Here is a 16,695-nt window from a genome sequence, read left to right as displayed (position 1 = left end):
CTGAATGCGGATTAACGCCGATGGTGGTTTGTCATTGATTGTCGGGGGTCTGAAGCGTAGGGACCCGGTAGCACAGATTCCCTGATTTTCAGTTCCCCGGTGAATGGGGAAAGCGGTTTGACAGCCTCTTCGGCAATCAGCTTCAGCGCTTGTGTGATGGCCGCGCTGATCATCTCTTCTATCGGTAGATAAACAGTAGACAAGGAGGGATGCAGGTAAGCCGCGTTAGGTTCATCATCAAATCCAAACAGAGACAGATCCTGCGGCAGCTGTTTGCCCACTTCGATAAAGGCCTTCATCGCCCCGACAATCATGTCGTCATTGCTGGCAAACAGTGCAGTGAAGTTGATATTGCGGGCCAGTAGTTCTTGGGCGGCGCGATAGCCGCTGGATACGGTACTGTCGCCATTGGCGATCCATTGTGGATTGAACTTGATCTGGTGGAATGCCAGCGCCTGTCGATAGCCCGCCAGGCGCGTCTGTGCCGTAGGGGTTTGCATCGGCCCGGTGATACAGGCAATTTCCCGATGACCCTGTTTTACCAGGTAATCCACCACCTGAAATACTGCCTGTTGCTGTTCAAAGGATACACAGCGTTCGCGCATCAGCGGGAGGTCACGGTTGATCACCACCAGCGGTACGGTAGCGTTCTTCAGTAATGTCATCAATTCTTCGTCAGACATATGACGCGTGTAGAGAATAATGGCGTCACAGCGGCGATCGGTCAGTAGTTGAATCGCCTGTAATTCATCGTCCGGCGTGTCATGCCCATCGGTGACGATCAAATGCTTGCCACTGGCTTCTGTCAATTCTGCGGCACGGCGCAATAGGCGGCCAAAGTAAGGACCATCGAAATTGGATACTACCAGCCCAATACTGTTGGAACGGCGGTTTGCCAGCGAACGGGCCAGAAAGTTGGGGCGATAACCCAATTCTTTCATTGATTTGAACACAATATCCCGCGTGCTTTGCCTGACCTGTCCAGTGCCGTTGAGCACCCGTGAGACCGTGGCTTTGGAAACCCCCGCGTGATTGGCCACATCAAGCATGGTAATCATGGAAATTCACCTGTTTAGGTTTATCGCTAAGATCCTTTATTTTAACACAAGCGGTGTCGGATAGCCGTGACCATCCCCAGATTTGCAGCCGTACTGGTAAGTTAAACCGCCTGAATTCGCCGCGTTATCTGTGTGGCTGGAAATGGTATCCCAGGTTTTCCTTAATGGTTGGCTTCCGCCGATGCTTTCAGCAGATCGTCAGATATGGCATGGCGCAGATTGTTTTTTCGCAGATGATCCAAATAGATCAGTACGGTTTACACCATCAGGCTATGACTTCATTTGGGGGTTGATATTTTTTTAGCCACCGTCAGGTTGTTTACCGAATGACGACGGATAAGCGTAGGGTGGAACAGGTTGATTACGTTGGGTAACGGCGTGTTATTGGCCAACGCTAATGCCATTTGGGCCGCCTGCGTCGCCATGGTGACAATCGGGTAACGGATGGTGGTAAGCCGGGGACGTAAATAACGCGACAGCAGGACATCATCAAAGCCTATCAGCGAAATATCCTGGGGTACGTCAATGCTATTATCGCTCAGCACTGATAGTGCGCCAGCCGCCATCGGGTCGTTATAGCAGGTCACGGCAGTGATGGGTTTACCACGTACCAGCAGTTCCGTCATCGTCTGTTCACCACCGGTTTCATCAGGTTCTCCGTAGGCAACCAACTGCTCATCAAACGGAATACTGCTTTCTGCCAGCGCGTCTTTATACCCCAGTAAACGGTCAGCCGCGTCGGAAATCGGGTGATTGGAACAAAGCAGGCCAATCTGGCGGTGTCCTTGCTGAATCAGATGGCGAGTAGCGAGCCAGGCACCGTAGCGGTCATCCAGCGCCACGCAACGGGATTCAAATCCGGGCAGAATGCGGTTAATCAACACCATTCCGGGAATTTGCTGCATCAATTGCACCAGTTCTTCATCCGGCAGCATTTTGGCATGGACCACCAACGCCGCACAGCGGTGACGAATCAGTTGCTCAATGGCTTGACGCTCTTTCTGGGCAATATGATAGCCGTTACCAATCAGCAGAAAGTTTCCAGTACGGTAGGCTTCCTGTTCTACGGCTTTCACCATGCTGCCGAAGAAGGGGTCGGAAACGTCAGACACGACCAGCCCTAGTGTTTCCGTGGATTGCTGGGCCAGCGCCCGGGCGTTGGCATTCGGATGGTATTGCAACTGTTGCATGGCATCGAATACCGCGCTACGAGCCTGCTCACTGGCTTTCGGCGAGTGATTAATGACACGTGACACCGTAGCTACTGATACGCCTGCCAGTTTGGCAACATCCTTAATCGTAGCCATTATGTCTTCCCGGGTTATCTCTGTGTTGAGGATTGAACGAACCTGAATAAAGCGTTTATAACGTTGTGCCGCTCTGTGCAGTGTCACGAAAAAAATGCGTTACTGCAAGGGGTTGGGATCGCAACTTCAGCAGGTATCCTGCCACTGTCGTGGTAAATCAGGCCGTAGATTATCCGACGTTACAGGTTGGTTATTACATGATTCAGTATAATTTTACAGTTGGTTGCACTTCGAGCAGTTATCTTTCGATTATGCGCTAGTGAATTACGATGACTCTCTCTAGAGTAATAAGTCCCAGAGGTATTGATGGGTGACAAATCGATGTGTTCATCACATTGGACCATTCAAATTGCACCAACCTACGCAGATGCGTAGGTTTTTTTTTGCCGGTACTTATTTACATGATAACGGCAAGCAAACATAGACCATTAATACAGGCAAATGGACGCGCCAAAATAAGGACAAACGCAAATTGGGTTGCGCCGGGTTGGGCACATTATTCAGCGCCTTTTCTCTGTTTATTATGGTGACTATCAAGTAGCTGTAGTATTTTGAGCCGCTCGTTATTTACCTAATCCATTTTGAACCATCACGTATACGGCAACGCCAATTCAGGTCATGTCGTTTATTACATAAGGGGGTGGGATGATTTTTACCTTTTTACGTTGGTTATTACGGCACCTGTACCGTATTCGTATTACCGGTGACGAGGTTTTTTCCCAACATTCGAGGTTATTAATTACCCCGAACCATGTTTCGTTTCTTGATGGCGTATTGTTGGTGCTGTTTCTGCCGGTAAACGTCAAACCGGTATTTGCCATCTATTCTCACATTTCTGAGCGCTGGTTTATGCGCTGGCTTCAGCACTATATTGACTTTGTGCCGCTGGACCCCACCAAGCCGTTGGCGCTCAAACGGCTAATCCGTATTGTGGAACAGGGGCGTCCGGTGGTGGTGTTTCCGGAAGGGCGCATTACTGTCACCGGTTCATTGATGAAAATATACAGTGGTGCCGCGTTTGTGGCAGCACGCGCCGGTGCCGTGGTGGTTCCGGTACGACTGGAAGGGCCGGAGTTTACCCCGTTGAGCCGCTTGGCTGGCGTGGTCAAATACCGGATGTTTCCGCCGATCTCCATTCATTTCCTGCCTCCAGTACCATTACCGATGCCGACAGCAGAGACCGCCAGAGCCCGCCGTGAACTGGCCGGACAGCATCTGCACCGGATTATGATGGAGGCCCGCATGGCGATCCGCCCGCCGCATACGTTGTATCAGGCGTTTCTTGCCGCCTGCTCCCGCTATGGCTACAGTTCGGCCAGTATTGAGGATATTGCATTCAAAGAAGACAGCTATCAGTCGCTGCTGAAAAAATCGCTGGGCGTATCGCGCATTCTGCGGCGGTTTACCACCGAAAAAGAGCATGTCGGTTTGCTATTGCCGAATACCACCATCACGGCGGCGGTGATCCTGGGCGCGTCGCTGAGTGGTCGCGTGCCGGCAATGCTGAATTACACCACCGGTGCCAAAGGGTTGCGAAGTGCGGTAACTGCGGCTTCTATCAAAACCATTGTTACGTCCCGCCAGTTTCTGGAAAAGGGTAAGCTGACCAACTTGCCATCACAGGTTTCTGAAGCCAACTGGGTGTATCTGGAAGATTTGAAAGGGGCCGTCACGCTGAGCGACAAACTGTGGATCCTGTTTCATCTGTTGTTTCCGGTGCGAGCCATGAGCTTCCAGCAACCGGACGATGTGGCGATGATTCTGTTTACCTCCGGTTCGGAAGGCAACCCGAAAGGTGTGGTGCATTCTCATGACAGTCTGCTGGCTAATGTTGAGCAGATTCGCACCATTGCCGACTTTACGCCCCACGATCGCTTTATGTCGGCATTACCGTTGTTTCATGCTTTCGGGCTGACGGTCGGACTTTTGACACCGCTGATGACTGGTGCACGGGTATTTCTCTACCCCAGCCCTCTGCATTATCGTGTAGTTCCAGAGCTGGTTTATGATCGCAATTGTACCGTCCTGTTCGGCACATCCACCTTTCTGGGGCATTATGCCCGTTTTGCGCATCCGTATGATTTTGCCCGCTTGCGCTATGTGGTGGCGGGAGCGGAGAAATTGTCAGAAAGCACACGCCACCTTTGGCAGGATAAGTTTGGTATTCGCATTCTGGAAGGCTACGGGGTGACAGAGTGTGCACCCGTGGTGGCGATTAATGTCCCGATGGCGGCGAAAATTCATACTGTTGGCCGCTTGTTGCCGGGGATGGAAGCGCGTCTGATTGATGTGGACGGCATCGCTCATGGCGGCCGTTTGCAACTGCGTGGCCCGAATATGATGAAGGGTTATCTGCGGGTCGAACATCCTGGCGAACTGGAAATACCAATGGCTGAAAATGCCGCAGGTCATCAGGCGGAGGGCTGGTATGACACGGGTGATATTGCCAACCTGGACGATCAAGGCTTCTGTAGCATCGTCGGCCGGGTTAAACGTTTCGCCAAACTGGCGGGGGAAATGGTGTCGTTGGAAAGTGTAGAACTTCTGGCTTTGCAGGTCTCACCCGATGGGCAACATGCCGCCAGCGCCAAAAATGACAGCAGCAAAGGAGAAGCCGTGGTGTTGTTTACGACGGATGCCGAACTGACGCGCGAACGTTTACTGGCGCAGGCACGCCATAGCGGTATACCAGAGCTGGTTGTGCCGCGAGATATCCGGCATATGAAGGCGTTGCCGCTGTTGGGTAGCGGTAAACCGGATTTCGTGACGCTGCGGCAAATGGCAGAGCAATCGGAGCAGACGCTATGAGTAGCGTTCCAGAGAACGCCACATCGCTATTTTCCCGTAGTATGAAGGCGGTTATGGTAGCGCAGTTTTTCTCCGCTTTTGGCGACAATGCCTTGTTGTTCGCCACGTTGGCGTTGGTGAAATTCCTACATTATCCCAACTGGAGCCAGCCTTTTCTGCAAATGGGATTTGTGGCGGCTTACATCATTCTGGCTCCGTTTGTTGGCCAGTTTGCTGACAGTATTGCCAAAGGTCGGGTCATGATGTTGTCGAACGGACTGAAACTGGCGGGCGCGTTAGTGATCTGTTTCGGAGGGAGCCCTTTTTTGGGCTATACGTTGGTGGGGTTGGGGGCGGCGGGCTATTCTCCGGCAAAGTACGGTATCTTGGGAGAAATCACCTGTGGCAACCAACTGGTAAAAGCCAATGGACTGATGGAAGCATCGACCATCGCTGCTATTCTGATCGGCTCGGTGGCAGGTGGTGTACTGGCTGACTGGAATATTTATGGCGCACTGGCGCTCTGTGTGCTGGTGTATGGCATTGCGCTGGTGGCTAACCTGCTGATTCCCCGTTTGCCTGCGGCACGCCCCGGTGCATCGTGGCATCCGTGGCGGATGACACTGGCGTTTTTTCTGCCAGTAGGGTGTTATGGCGCAATGGTGAGACGCGGTTTACGCTGGTCGGGACCAGTATGTTTTGGGGGGCGGGTGTTACACTACGTTTTTTACTGGTGCTGTGGGTGCCGCTGGCGCTCGGTATCAGTGATAACTCGACACCGACGCTGCTGAACGCGATAGTCGCCGTCGGGATTGTGCTCGGCGCCGCCGCTGCCGGGCGTCTGGTGACGCTGAATACGGTTTGGCGTTGTCTGCCAGCGGGTTTGTTGATTGGCGTGATGGTGGTGATTTTTATCCTGCAACACAGTCTGCTGAATGCTTATGTTTGTCTGATTATTCTGGGGGCGCTGGGAGGATTTTTCATTGTGCCGCTCAATGCACTACTGCAAGAGCGGGGTCAGGCGAGTGTTGGTGCGGGGCACGCTATTGCGGTGCAAAATCTGGGGGAAAACAGCGCCATGTTACTGATGCTGGCACTGTATTCACTCGTGGTTAAATTAGGCGTATCTATTATCGTTATCGGAATCGGTTTCGGTATATTGTTCGCGCTGGCGATGGTTGCACTTTGGGCCTGGTTAATCGTGACCAAACGGCGTAATAATTAACAACAACGGGGCAAATCACATCGTGCTGAATATATTACCGGAAGAGTTGATATGAATCTTATATGGCATGACTGGGGTATTGATGATCTCAATCTCTATTCGTTACATGACATTCTATTGCTGCGTAATCAGGTGTTTGTGGTCGAGCAACACTGTCCATATCAGGATATCGACGGCAGAGATCTAACGGTCGGTAACCGTCATGTAACGGCCTACCAAAACGGTAAATTGGTGGCCTATGCCCGCATACTGGCTCCTCATTCAGACCATGATGCAGTGAAAATCGGCAGAGTAATTGTCGCATCACCGGCAAGAGGGGAACATGTTGGACATCAATTGATGGAACACGTTTTGATCGTCAGCGCTCGTCACTGGCCGAAGAAGCCGCTGTTTCTCTCCGCACAGGTCCATTTGCAGCGCTTTTACAGTCAGTTCGGTTTTATGACCACTGGCGACGTCTATGATGAAGACGGTATTCCCCATATTGATATGCGGACGACGCTTTAACGATCTGTCTGGTCTCTCTGATGTGATGTTATTACCGCATCTTAGCGAAAAAATAGCCCCCGGCGTGGGTGCCGAGGGTTAATAGCGGGATATCAGCAATGACGCAATTAGCTGGCTGAATGGGAAATCTTACTGCCCAGTTTCTCCACATCCTGACCAAAGCCGCGTGTGGTATTACAGCCGCTTAACGTTGTGGTCATCAACAGCACTACCGCCAGTAATTTCATTATTTTCATAATTGTTACCTGTTATCTCGGTTTGAATTCTGTGCCCACTTTGTCATATTTCAGCAAGGAAATTCAATATGGTGTGGTGAGCTACTCAAGGTACTCGTGTGTTTCAGCTATTTCCGATAAACCAAGGATACCGCCTGATATCACTGAGGTTATCGTCATTCATCGTCCAGAAACAGTTCCAGCAATGAATTAAGAAACAGTTTTCCGTGTTCGGTAATCTGCCAGTGGCTGTCTGTTTCGATCACATATCCCTGTGTGATCGCCATCTCGATCTGTGGCCGGATGGTATCTTCCGTTAACCCGGTATAGGCAATGAAATCCGCACGTGGCGCAGGTTCCAGCAGACGAAAACGGTTCATGAAAAACTCAAACGGGCGCTCCTTGGCAGCAACATCATTCGTCTGGTGCAGGTAATTCCCTTGCATATAGCCGCGTGGATGCCGGGTTTTAACGGTACGCATAATCCGCCCATCCATAAATGTCAGTTTGCCATGCGCACCGCAGCCAATACCCAAATAGTCGCCGAAACGCCAGTAGTTGAGGTTATGTTGGCACTGGTAGCCCGGTTTGGCATAGGCGGAGGTTTCGTATTGTTGATAGCCTGCATGACTCAGTAACTGGTGACCACGTTCGAAAATTTCCCACAAGGCGTCATCGTCCGGCAAGGCGGGGGGCGCGAGCCAAATAGCGTGTTGGGCTCGATTGTGAGCTGATACCACGACAGATGCGGTGGATTAAGTGCTATCGCCTGGTGTAGATCGTCCAGTGCATCTTCCAGCGATTGATCCGGCAAGCCGTGCATCAGATCAAGATTGAAACTGCGTAAACCAAGTTCTGATGCTAATTGTGCCGCACGTTTGGCCTCTTGTGGGCCGTGAATGCGCCCTAGTCGGGTCAGTTTTTCCGCACTGAAACTCTGCACACCGATGGAAATGCGATTAATGCCCGCGCGCTGGTAGCCACTGAAGCGTTCGGCTTCTACTGTTCCGGGATTGGCCTCCATGGTAACTTCGGCGTTTTCCTCCAGTGGTAAGCGCGCCCGTACACCGTCCAGCAAATGTTGCATGGCGTCGGCGCTGAGTAGACTGGGGGTGCCGCCGCCAATAAAAATGGAATGCAGAGGCCGACCGCTGGCAAGCGGTAAATCGGCATCCAGATCCGCTAGCAGATGTTCCACGTATTCCTGATGTGGTACATCACCTTTCAACGCGTGAGAATTGAAGTCGCAGTACGGGCACTTCTGTACACACCAGGGAATATGAATGTACAAGCTGAGTGGCGGTAGCTTAAGCATGGCGCAATGCGTCCAGCAGCAGGCGTAATGCCTGTCCACGGTGTGAATGGAGGTTCTTTTCGGCGCGGCTCAGTTCGGCGGAAGTTTTTCCCAGTTCAGGAACATAAAAGATTGGATCGTAACCGAATCCGCCTTCTCCAGCAGCAGCATGGGTGATGATGCCGGGCCAGCGTCCATGACACACCAGTGGTGTTGGATCTTCCGCGTGACGCAAATAGACCAGTACACAGTGGAAACTGGCGGATCGCTGTTCATCTGGCACGTCTTTCAGCGTGACTAACAGTTTCTCCAGATTTTGCCGGTCACTGGCTGCATCTCCGGCGTAGCGGGCAGAGTAGATCCCCGGTGCGCCACCCAATGCGTCAACTGCCAGACCAGAGTCATCGGCAATGGCGGGTAAACCCGTGATTTTTGCGGCATGGCGTGCCTTCAGAATCGCGTTCTCAATGAAAGTCAGGCCGGTTTCTTCGGCAGAATCGACACCCAGTTCGGTTTGCGCCACGATATCCAGACCAAAAGCTGTCAGTAGACTGGCGAGTTCACGCACCTTACCGGTATTACCCGTAGCCAAAACCACTTTTTGCATGTGTTATTCCTGCGATGTTATTGAATAAGTTCCGCGACAGTCGCCGGGATAGTTTGCGGATTAACGATTTTAATCTGCTTATGACGCCCAAGTTCACCTTTTTCGATCGTTACCAACCCTTTGGCGACGCGAAACTGCTTGGCGAGAAATTTGATCAGATGCGCATTGGCCTGGCCGTCAACCGGCGAGGCGGTAATGGCGACTTTCAGTTCGTCGCCATGTAAACCGACAATGAGGTCGCGGCTGGCTTTCGGCTGGATATACAGTTGAATTACCAGCCCATTGTCGCAGCGAGTAACGGCACTCACAGCAGGAACCACAGCCCCGGAAACAGATCCATGCCCAGATAATTCAGCATGTACAGAATCAGGATAACCACCATGGCTGAGAAATCCAGCCCGCCCATCACCGGCAGAATACGGCGGATCGGCGACATCATCGGTTCCGTCAGTTGATACAGCAGATAGTCCACCGGGCTACGGCCCTGACTTACCCAGCTCATCAGTGAACGAATGATGATCATCCAGAACACCAGATATCCCGCTGATTTCAGCAGTGACAGCAGACCAACCAGCAGATTCACCGGGCTCAACGAAAATGCCCCTACCTGAATCAGTAACAGTAGCGGATATTTCAGGGTCGTCAGCAGGAAAGCCACCAGTAGCGATGAACTGTCAATCGGGCCCAGTGACGGAATAATCCGACGTAGTGGTCCCACTATCGGTTGGGTCAGCTTCACCACGAGCTGAGAGAGCGGGTTATAAAAATCGCTGCGAGACCACTGCATCCAGATACGTAGCAGCAGTACCATTACATAGAGGTCAACCAACGTTTTGACCAGAAAAGTCAAGGTAAGCATAGAGGCAATAATTCCTTAATTAACAGGGATAATTCCGATGAAATTACCGTCATTAAAACAGCTTTTCCATTTCTTTTGCACGAATTACCGCTGCCTGCATGGCATCGGCAACCGTTTGTGTTAACTGCCGTTCATTAAATACCCGTAAGGCCTCAGCCGTCGTGCCGCCTTTGGAGGTGATATTCTCACGCAGGGTAGCCAGAGACGTTCCAGGGTTGGCTTCGACCAGCGCCGCTGCGCCGCAAGCTGACTGCTGCACGAGCAGGCGTGCGGTATCCGGATCGAACCCTTGACGTATCGCCTCTTCCTGCATGGCTTCCATCAACAGGAAAAAATAGGCTGGAGCGCTGCCCGCCGCTGCAATAATACCGTTAATCTGGGTTTCTTCCTCCACCCAGCACACTTTACCAACACTGCTCATCAGGCTGGCGGTAAACGTCCGATCGGCATCGCTGACCGTTGTCGGGGCGTAAAGGCCGCTCATGCCTTTCCCTACCAGTGATGGCGTATTGGGCATAATCCGCACGATATTTAATTTTTCATCCAGTATGGATTGAAAACGGGCGACACTAATGCCTGCCGCAATCGACAATACCAGCTTGTGACTGAAATCCACCTGCTGTGATAGTGGTTCGCATACGGTTGCCATCAGTTGCGGTTTTACCGCCAGTACGACGACCTCGGCCTGCTGCGCGCAACTGATATTATCATCGCTACTGATGACGCCATAGCGTGCCGCCAACGCATCGCGGTGTAGGGTTGAAGGCGCACATACGCTGATATATTGCGCGGGATACCCGCTATCAACCAAGCCGGCAATAATGGCCTGTGCCATATTCCCCGCTCCAATGAACGCTATTTTACGGTACTCCATACAGATTCTCTTTTTTTCAAATAGTTAAGCGGCTGGTGACGAATAATCACGCGCGCCAAAAATAGCGGTGCCGATCCGAACCAGCGTACTGCCTGCCTCAATTGCCGCCGCCATATCATCCGTCATTCCCATGGACAGCGTGTCGATATGGGGATAGGTAGCCTTGAGCTGTTGAAAAAGTACCGACATCTGCTGGAATACGGCCAACTGGTGCTGGTGATCGGTTTCCGGTGCCGGAATAGCCATCAAACCACGCAGACACATATGGGGCAAAGCCGCAACTTTAGCGGCCAGTTCAGGCAGTTCGTCGACCATAATGCCGGATTTGCTCTGTTCATGGCTGATATTAATCTGTAACAGAACATTGAGCGACGGCAGTGAAGCCGGGCGCTGTTCGCTCAACCGTTGGGCGATACGCAGGCGGTCAATGGTGTGGCACCAGTCAAAGTTCTCCGCGACCAGACGACTTTTATTCGACTGCAACGGACCGATAAAGTGCCATTCCAGTTGTGTCTGTGGTTGGTGTTCCCGGAAGTAATGGATTTTATTCACCCCTTCCTGAACGTAGTTTTCACCAAACGCACGCTGCCCGGCAAGGATGGCTTCTTCGATGGCTGTCACAGGTTTGGTTTTGCTGACAGCAAGCAACGTCACTTCTTCTGGTACCCGCGCGCAATGTTCAACTGCCGCTGAGATTCGCAGCCTGACGTCCTGTAGATTCTGCTGGATAGTGCTCATAGTGAGGTTCGTACTCATAGTTATTCAGGAGGCTTATCTATGGATGTGCATGAATGGGTGAGGTGTAGTGTAAAACAGAATGCCTCTGATCTGCACCTGTGTAGCGGACATCCGCCGGTACAGCGTATTGATGGTGTGCTGAGAATGGACAATAGCATGCCGAACTTGAAATCAGATCAACTGGAATGTTGGTGTGAACGCTGGCTGGAACCTGTTCATCAGCAGCAATTACAACAGTGCGGGCAGGTTGATTGCGCACTCACCTTGCCGGAGGGGCAGCGTTTGCGGGTGAATCTGTTTATGCAACGGCACGGCCTTTCTATTGCACTGCGGTTGATCCCTGCCTCCCATCCTTCGCTTTCCGCGCTGAAAACGCCACCGATTGTCGCGGAGTTGGCTGAGCGTCCAGATGGACTGGTTCTGGTGACCGGCGCCACCGGCAGTGGCAAGTCCACCACATTGGCGGCGATGATCGATGCACTGAACCAGCGGTGTTCACGGCATATCATCACACTGGAAGATCCCATCGAGTTTCTTCATACCAGCCAGCAATGTCTGATTCAGCAGCGTGAAATAGGTCGGCACAGTGAGTCATTTAACGCGGCATTGCGGGCAGCACTGCGAGAAGACCCAGATGTGCTGTTACTGGGGGAATTACGGGATGCCGAGACTATCCGGCTGGCATTGACGGCTGCAGAAACCGGACATCTGGTGCTGGCCACACTACACACCCGTAGCGCTGTGCAGGCGGTAGAACGATTGGTGGATGTGTTTCCCGTCGATGAAAAAGCGTTTGTGCGTACCCAACTGGCAGCGAGTTTACAAGCGGTGGTAGCACAAAAACTGATGCCGGGAGTCGGAGGCGGGCGTATTGCGCTGTTTGAAATATTGATGGTAACGCCTGCCGTTAGTAATCTGATCCGGGAAGGCAAAACCCATCAACTCCCCAGTTTGTTGCAAACCGGTGGGCAATTGGGCATGCAAACCTTTGAGCAAAGCCGTCAGCAGCGTTGTCGGGAAGGCGAATTATAGATAACGATGATGAGTGTCAATTCAACATACGCTATGGCTATTTGCGCCTATCTTGTATCTTTCTTATTTCACTATTGGAAACAGGTATCATCCCATCATCAGATGTCCGCGAGCAGCGGACATCTGATGATGACGCTACGGTAATATAAACATCATGCCTGCGATGTCAGAAGATGCTATTGACCATAACCAATTTGCTCTGGAATGCGCCGCATAATCACTTTACCGTGGCGGATGGAAAGCCGTGCTTTGGCTTGATGTCGTACCGCTTCGTAATCATTTTCCGCATCAAGAATCAGCAGATTTGCCGGACGTCCAACGACAATGCCATAGCGTTCACCCAGATGCATGGCAACGGCGCTGTTATCGGTTACGAAGTCCAGACAACGTTGCAAATCCTGATATCCCATCATATGGCAAATGTGCAATCCGGCATCCAGTATGCGCAGGATGTTTCCGTTGCCCAGCGGATACCAGGGATCTTTGATGGAATCCTGCCCAAAACACACGTTCAGGCCCGCGCGGTCGAGTTCTGCCACTCGGGTGACGCCGCGTCGTTTGGGGAAGGTATCGAAACGTCCTTGCAGGTGAATGCTTTCCGTCGGGCAAGAAATAAAGTTGATGTCTGATAAACGCAGTAGCCGAAACAGTTTGGAGCAGTAGGCATTGTCATAGGAACCCATCGCAACGGTATGACTGGCGGTAACGCGTTGTCCCATACCGCGAACCCGGGCCTCCTCCGCCAATACTTCAAGAAAGCGGGATTGGGGGTCGTCGGTTTCGTCGCAGTGAACGTCAACCAGACAACCGGTGCGTTCAGCCAGGTCCATCAGAAATTTTACCGAACTGACACCCTGCTCACGGGTATTTTCAAAATGTGGAATGCCACCGACGACATCAGCACCCATTTCAATCGCTTGCTCCATTAAGCGGCGACCATTGGCAAACGACTCAATGCCCTCTTGCGGAAACGCCACGATTTGCAGATCGATCAGGCCGCGGGCTTCTTCCTTTACCTCCAGCATGGCCCGCAAAGCGGCCAACGACGGATCAGTAACGTCCACGTGGGTACGTACATGTTGAATGCCGTGATCCCGCAGCATGCCGATCGTGGTATGCGCCCGCTGTTTGATATCATTGTGGGTCATGGTCGCCTTACGTTGGCTCCAACGCTCTATACCTTCAAACAGCGTACCGCTCATGTTCCATTCCGGTTCCCCGGCAGTTAATGTGGCGTCCAGGTGAATATGTGGCTCCACCAGTGGTGGAATGACCAACTGGCCGTTAGCATCAATGGCGTCGCTTTCTGGCGCTAGTCGTCCGGTTTGCGGTTCGATGGCAGCAATCAACCCGTTCTGTAACCGGAGGGTATGGAAACCCTGTTGATGCCGTAGGCTGGCGTTAATCAATTTCATAATAGCTCCTGCTGTTGCGCATTAGACATGCGCCAGACCAGTAAGGCTACTGACGCATTTAACCGAAATTGTGGGTCATTGAGTGATTGCCCGGATCGCTGTTCGATACGCTGTAGTCGCTGATGCAGCGTATTACGGTGGATAGCCAGCCGTTCCGCCGCTTTGATCAGATTACCGTTTTCCTGCAGAACTGCATCCAGTGTTTCAATTAGCAGATCGGGATGTTTTCGGTTGCTTTCGAATAGCATGCCGAGCGTCTCTTTCACAAACTGAGTGACCAGCGCTGGTTCACTTACCGCTGTCAGTAGTTTGAGTACGCCAAGTTCATTGTAATCACACCAGCCTTTTTCCGGTTGCATGCTTTCAGCAACGTCGAGCGCCTGGCGAGCCTCCGTTAATCCCCGTCGATATTGATGAGCCGAAGCCACTACTGATGAAAGACCGCCTAACAGCATCAATGGCTGAATATCGGTGCCGAGAGTTTGCTGCACCTGCTGTAACCACAGTTTGTCTGGCTGAAACAGTACACTATTACTGGGTAACAGCAGAATGTATAAATCTCCCAGCACAATTAACGGTAAAGCGCCTTCAACATCGGCCAGGTACTCTTCCAACCGCTGTTGTACTCGCTGGCGTATCAGTTGAAGTCTGCTTTCGGCAATAGCGGGTGTTTGGGTAGCAAACAAGGTCTGAATGCCGGAAAGCCGTAGTGAGATGACACGATGCGGGCGATCAAGCATCAGTTGCAAGTTATTAGCCCGCAGACTGGCTATATCAATACTGGGGTAGTCGCCGGTGAGCAACTGGACCAGAATGTCGCGCTGTGAACGCAACAAGGTTTCCCGCTGTACCAAGGCAGTACCAATAAGTTGCGTCACGATCACCATCTTGAGCAGGTAAGGTTGCTCAATCAATGGGATACCCAACTGATTCGCCAACATAATCACCGAATCGGGAATAGCGTGAATGAAGGGTTCGCCAGTGAGGATCACCATCCCGGCAATACCGCACTGGTATCCTTCACGCACTAACTGTTGCAGGTTCGCCTCGTCACGAGGATGGTTTATACCGGTCACGAATACCAGTTCCCCGCCCATAACCCACTCAGCAATTCCTTCGTTTTCTGCCACATAATACCAACGTACCGGCCGGTGAATTTTGCTTTGGCCGGCACGCAGCGTTAATTCCTCAAGTCCTGGTAGTACCATAATCTCACTGACGGACAGACTCATGCGCTATTCTCCCTGCGCCGCCACAGAAGGTGTGGCGCGCCTGATGATCATCGTAAGGAGCAGATAGCTGGTTGCGGAGGCGGCAATTCCTACCAACGGCGCAATCCACGGTGAGAAATAGGCCAGCAGTGCGCCGATAGCGTAGGCGCTCAACCCGGTTACATTAAAGCGTGGCAAGACTGTTTGCCGAATGGCGGGGTACTGTCCGCGATAACGAAACCAGTAGTCAGCCATGATGACACCGCCGATCGGGGGAATGATTGACCCCAGTAGTACCAGGAAAGGGATCAGCATTTCATACATACCGCCAAGTGCCAGCAGAATGCCGACTCCCGCGCTGATCAGCGTCAATGTGCGGCGACGTTCGGTACGTAGCAGATGGCAGGCCGCCGCGGAAACGTTGTAAATGGTCGGGCCCTGAATAGTCCACAGATTCAGGCATAGCATGATGACGGCAGCGATAGAAAGCCCTTGTAACATCATGACTGCCACGATATCCGCCTGTTGATAGACAATCGCGCAGTAGGCACCAGAAATAATCATCAGGCCGTTGCCGCCGAGAAAGCTGATCATACTGGCGGTAACGGCAACCTTGCCACTGCGCGCCAGTCGGGTCCAGTTGGTGGCCTGCGTGGCACCGCTGGCAAATGTGCCGAAAACCATGGTAATGGCCACCGACCAGGTCATGGTTTTCGCCGGCATCTTACCTGTCAAACCTTGCCAGCCACCGGCGTCTCCCGTGGCGATCCACATCGATACCACCAGCATGATGAACATCAGTGGTACAGAGATGCGTGACAATATATCCAATCCTTTATAACCCACCAATGCCGTAATGGAAAAACCGAGTCCGAACAGCACCATCAGTGGTTGTGTGAATTCGGCTGGCAACGCCAGCAGTCTGACCAGCGTGATGGCGACTGTCGCGGTGCCCCAGGCATACCAACCCAATTCGGCAAAGCCCAGCAGAAAATCGGAAAGCTTGCTGCCTATTTCGCCAAAGCAGAATCGTCCCATCAGGACAGCGTTCAGCCCGCTGCGCGCGGCAACCAGTGCCAATGACGCAGCATATAAGGCCAGTAGCAGGTTGCCGATAATGGCGATCCACAGCATATCTACAAGCGGAAACGCGACGCCCAGCTTCCCCCCAGCAAACATGGTACCGGTAAAAAAGGTGAAGCTGAACAACACCATGGAAATGGATAATAGCCCTCTGCGGCCCTCTTTCGGGGTTTCGCTTAAGGGAAATTCGGTTTGTTCAGACATGATTTTTCCTCTGGTTCACTCTCTCTGACAGAGATGAAAGCAATAACAATCAGAGGGAATAGAGCAATAAGCGTGCCTATTTTTGTATGTACAGGAAGAGGGCAATCAGCACAATGACTATTGTGCAAAACGCATTGTTTAATGGTTTTTTTTGCTAATTATTGCCCACTTTCTGTGCATTATGCTGAGCAATGCACTGAAGGTGGGCCGCAAAAAAAGAGACCGGTTGATGTTGTATATATCCCTCATCTTGAAGAACGATGAGGATAATCACTCCAA

The 16,695-nt window shown here is 52.0% G+C and carries 14 protein-coding genes and 2 pseudogenes; 4 read left to right on the top strand and 12 right to left on the bottom strand.

What is annotated here, in order from left to right; all coding sequences use genetic code 11:
* Positions 1 to 11 precede the first annotated feature (11 nt).
* Together PCO85_18580 and galR are read right to left on the bottom strand one after the other, a co-directional pair.
* Positions 12 to 1,058 (bottom strand): LacI family DNA-binding transcriptional regulator, encoded by a 1,047-nt coding sequence (locus PCO85_18580; protein WJV53164.1) that lies wholly within the window; start codon positions 1,056 to 1,058, stop codon positions 12 to 14.
* A 278-nt stretch (positions 1,059 to 1,336) separates the two neighbouring features.
* Positions 1,337 to 2,365, bottom strand: coding sequence for an HTH-type transcriptional regulator GalR (gene galR, locus PCO85_18575; GenBank protein WJV53163.1), 1,029 nt, complete (start codon positions 2,363 to 2,365; stop codon positions 1,337 to 1,339).
* A 645-nt stretch (positions 2,366 to 3,010) separates the two neighbouring features.
* On the opposite strand from galR, the gene aas reads away from it, so the two are divergent.
* The 3 genes and pseudogenes from aas to PCO85_18560 all read left to right on the top strand — a co-directional run bounded on the left by aas (position 3,011) and on the right by PCO85_18560 (position 6,884).
* Positions 3,011 to 5,173: a bifunctional acyl-ACP--phospholipid O-acyltransferase/long-chain-fatty-acid--ACP ligase gene (gene aas / locus PCO85_18570; GenBank protein ID WJV53162.1), complete on the top strand. Its 2,163-nt coding sequence runs from the start codon at positions 3,011 to 3,013 to the stop codon at positions 5,171 to 5,173.
* Positions 5,170 to 6,377: pseudogene (lplT, locus tag PCO85_18565) on the top strand (lysophospholipid transporter LplT). Before aas ends, lplT begins: the two are co-directional and overlap by 4 nt.
* Before the next feature lie 51 nt (positions 6,378 to 6,428).
* Complete coding sequence (locus tag PCO85_18560) at positions 6,429 to 6,884, top strand: GNAT family N-acetyltransferase (GenBank protein ID WJV53161.1); 456 nt, start codon at positions 6,429 to 6,431, stop codon at positions 6,882 to 6,884.
* Between the two features lie 107 nt (positions 6,885 to 6,991).
* Here PCO85_18560 and PCO85_18555 read toward each other — a convergent pair whose 3' ends face one another.
* The 7 genes and pseudogenes from PCO85_18555 to PCO85_18525 form a co-directional block, all read right to left on the bottom strand.
* On the bottom strand, positions 6,992 to 7,120 hold the full coding sequence (locus PCO85_18555; GenBank protein WJV53160.1) for an entericidin A/B family lipoprotein: 129 nt from the start codon (positions 7,118 to 7,120) through the stop codon (positions 6,992 to 6,994).
* Between the two features lie 155 nt (positions 7,121 to 7,275).
* Positions 7,276 to 8,414 (bottom strand): annotated as a pseudogene (gene hemW / locus PCO85_18550) (radical SAM family heme chaperone HemW).
* Positions 8,407 to 9,000, bottom strand: coding sequence for an RdgB/HAM1 family non-canonical purine NTP pyrophosphatase (gene rdgB, locus PCO85_18545; GenBank protein ID WJV53159.1), 594 nt, complete (start codon positions 8,998 to 9,000; stop codon positions 8,407 to 8,409). Before rdgB ends, hemW begins: the two are co-directional and overlap by 8 nt.
* 17 nt (positions 9,001 to 9,017) lie before the next feature.
* Positions 9,018 to 9,308, bottom strand: a complete 291-nt coding sequence (gene yggU / locus PCO85_18540) for a DUF167 family protein YggU (GenBank protein ID WJV53158.1) — start codon at positions 9,306 to 9,308, stop codon at positions 9,018 to 9,020.
* Positions 9,305 to 9,859, bottom strand: coding sequence for a YggT family protein (locus PCO85_18535; protein WJV53157.1), 555 nt, complete (start codon positions 9,857 to 9,859; stop codon positions 9,305 to 9,307). The genes yggU and PCO85_18535 overlap by 4 nt, the downstream gene beginning before the upstream one ends.
* 52 nt (positions 9,860 to 9,911) lie before the next feature.
* Positions 9,912 to 10,733: a pyrroline-5-carboxylate reductase gene (gene proC / locus PCO85_18530; GenBank protein ID WJV53156.1), complete on the bottom strand. Its 822-nt coding sequence runs from the start codon at positions 10,731 to 10,733 to the stop codon at positions 9,912 to 9,914.
* A gap of 24 nt (positions 10,734 to 10,757) precedes the next feature.
* Positions 10,758 to 11,471 carry a YggS family pyridoxal phosphate-dependent enzyme gene (locus PCO85_18525; GenBank protein ID WJV56136.1) on the bottom strand — a complete coding sequence of 238 codons (714 nt, stop codon included), beginning with the start codon at positions 11,469 to 11,471 and terminating at the stop codon, positions 10,758 to 10,760.
* Between the two features lie 39 nt (positions 11,472 to 11,510).
* On the opposite strand from PCO85_18525, the gene PCO85_18520 reads away from it, so the two are divergent.
* Complete coding sequence (locus PCO85_18520; protein WJV53155.1) at positions 11,511 to 12,503, top strand: type IV pilus twitching motility protein PilT; 993 nt, start codon at positions 11,511 to 11,513, stop codon at positions 12,501 to 12,503.
* A 176-nt stretch (positions 12,504 to 12,679) separates the two neighbouring features.
* Here PCO85_18520 and codA read toward each other — a convergent pair whose 3' ends face one another.
* From codA to codB, 3 genes are read right to left on the bottom strand one after another with little or no spacing between them, the layout of a single operon-like run.
* Positions 12,680 to 13,918, bottom strand: a complete 1,239-nt coding sequence (gene codA / locus PCO85_18515) for a cytosine deaminase (GenBank protein WJV53154.1) — start codon at positions 13,916 to 13,918, stop codon at positions 12,680 to 12,682.
* Positions 13,915 to 15,150: a PucR family transcriptional regulator ligand-binding domain-containing protein gene (locus PCO85_18510; protein ID WJV53153.1), complete on the bottom strand. Its 1,236-nt coding sequence runs from the start codon at positions 15,148 to 15,150 to the stop codon at positions 13,915 to 13,917. Before PCO85_18510 ends, codA begins: the two co-directional genes overlap by 4 nt.
* 3 nt (positions 15,151 to 15,153) lie before the next feature.
* Entirely contained in the window at positions 15,154 to 16,416 is a 1,263-nt protein-coding gene (codB, locus tag PCO85_18505; protein WJV53152.1) for a cytosine permease, read from the bottom strand.
* Positions 16,417 to 16,695: the final 279 nt, after the last annotated feature.

The organism is Prodigiosinella aquatilis, assembly GCA_030388725.1.
GTDB classification, from domain to species: domain Bacteria; phylum Pseudomonadota; class Gammaproteobacteria; order Enterobacterales; family Enterobacteriaceae; genus Prodigiosinella; species Prodigiosinella aquatilis.
This window is presented reverse-complemented; position numbering and strand designations above follow the sequence as displayed.

Bases quoted from the DNA above. Each gene is read 5' to 3' on its own strand.
- PCO85_18580 (WJV53164.1), bottom strand. From the start codon at position 1,058: ATGATTACCATGCTTGATGTGGCCAATCACGCGGGGGTTTCCAAAGCC.
- galR (WJV53163.1), bottom strand. From the start codon at position 2,365: ATGGCTACGATTAAGGATGTTGCCAAACTGGCAGGCGTATCAGTAGCT.
- aas (WJV53162.1), top strand. From the start codon at position 3,011: ATGATTTTTACCTTTTTACGTTGGTTATTACGGCACCTGTACCGTATT.
- PCO85_18560 (WJV53161.1), top strand. From the start codon at position 6,429: ATGAATCTTATATGGCATGACTGGGGTATTGATGATCTCAATCTCTAT.
- PCO85_18555 (WJV53160.1), bottom strand. From the start codon at position 7,120: ATGAAAATAATGAAATTACTGGCGGTAGTGCTGTTGATGACCACAACG.
- rdgB (WJV53159.1), bottom strand. From the start codon at position 9,000: ATGCAAAAAGTGGTTTTGGCTACGGGTAATACCGGTAAGGTGCGTGAA.
- PCO85_18535 (WJV53157.1), bottom strand. From the start codon at position 9,859: ATGCTTACCTTGACTTTTCTGGTCAAAACGTTGGTTGACCTCTATGTA.
- proC (WJV53156.1), bottom strand. From the start codon at position 10,733: ATGGAGTACCGTAAAATAGCGTTCATTGGAGCGGGGAATATGGCACAG.
- PCO85_18525 (WJV56136.1), bottom strand. From the start codon at position 11,471: ATGAGCACTATCCAGCAGAATCTACAGGACGTCAGGCTGCGAATCTCA.
- PCO85_18520 (WJV53155.1), top strand. From the start codon at position 11,511: ATGGATGTGCATGAATGGGTGAGGTGTAGTGTAAAACAGAATGCCTCT.
- codA (WJV53154.1), bottom strand. From the start codon at position 13,918: ATGAAATTGATTAACGCCAGCCTACGGCATCAACAGGGTTTCCATACC.
- PCO85_18510 (WJV53153.1), bottom strand. From the start codon at position 15,150: ATGAGTCTGTCCGTCAGTGAGATTATGGTACTACCAGGACTTGAGGAA.
- codB (WJV53152.1), bottom strand. From the start codon at position 16,416: ATGTCTGAACAAACCGAATTTCCCTTAAGCGAAACCCCGAAAGAGGGC.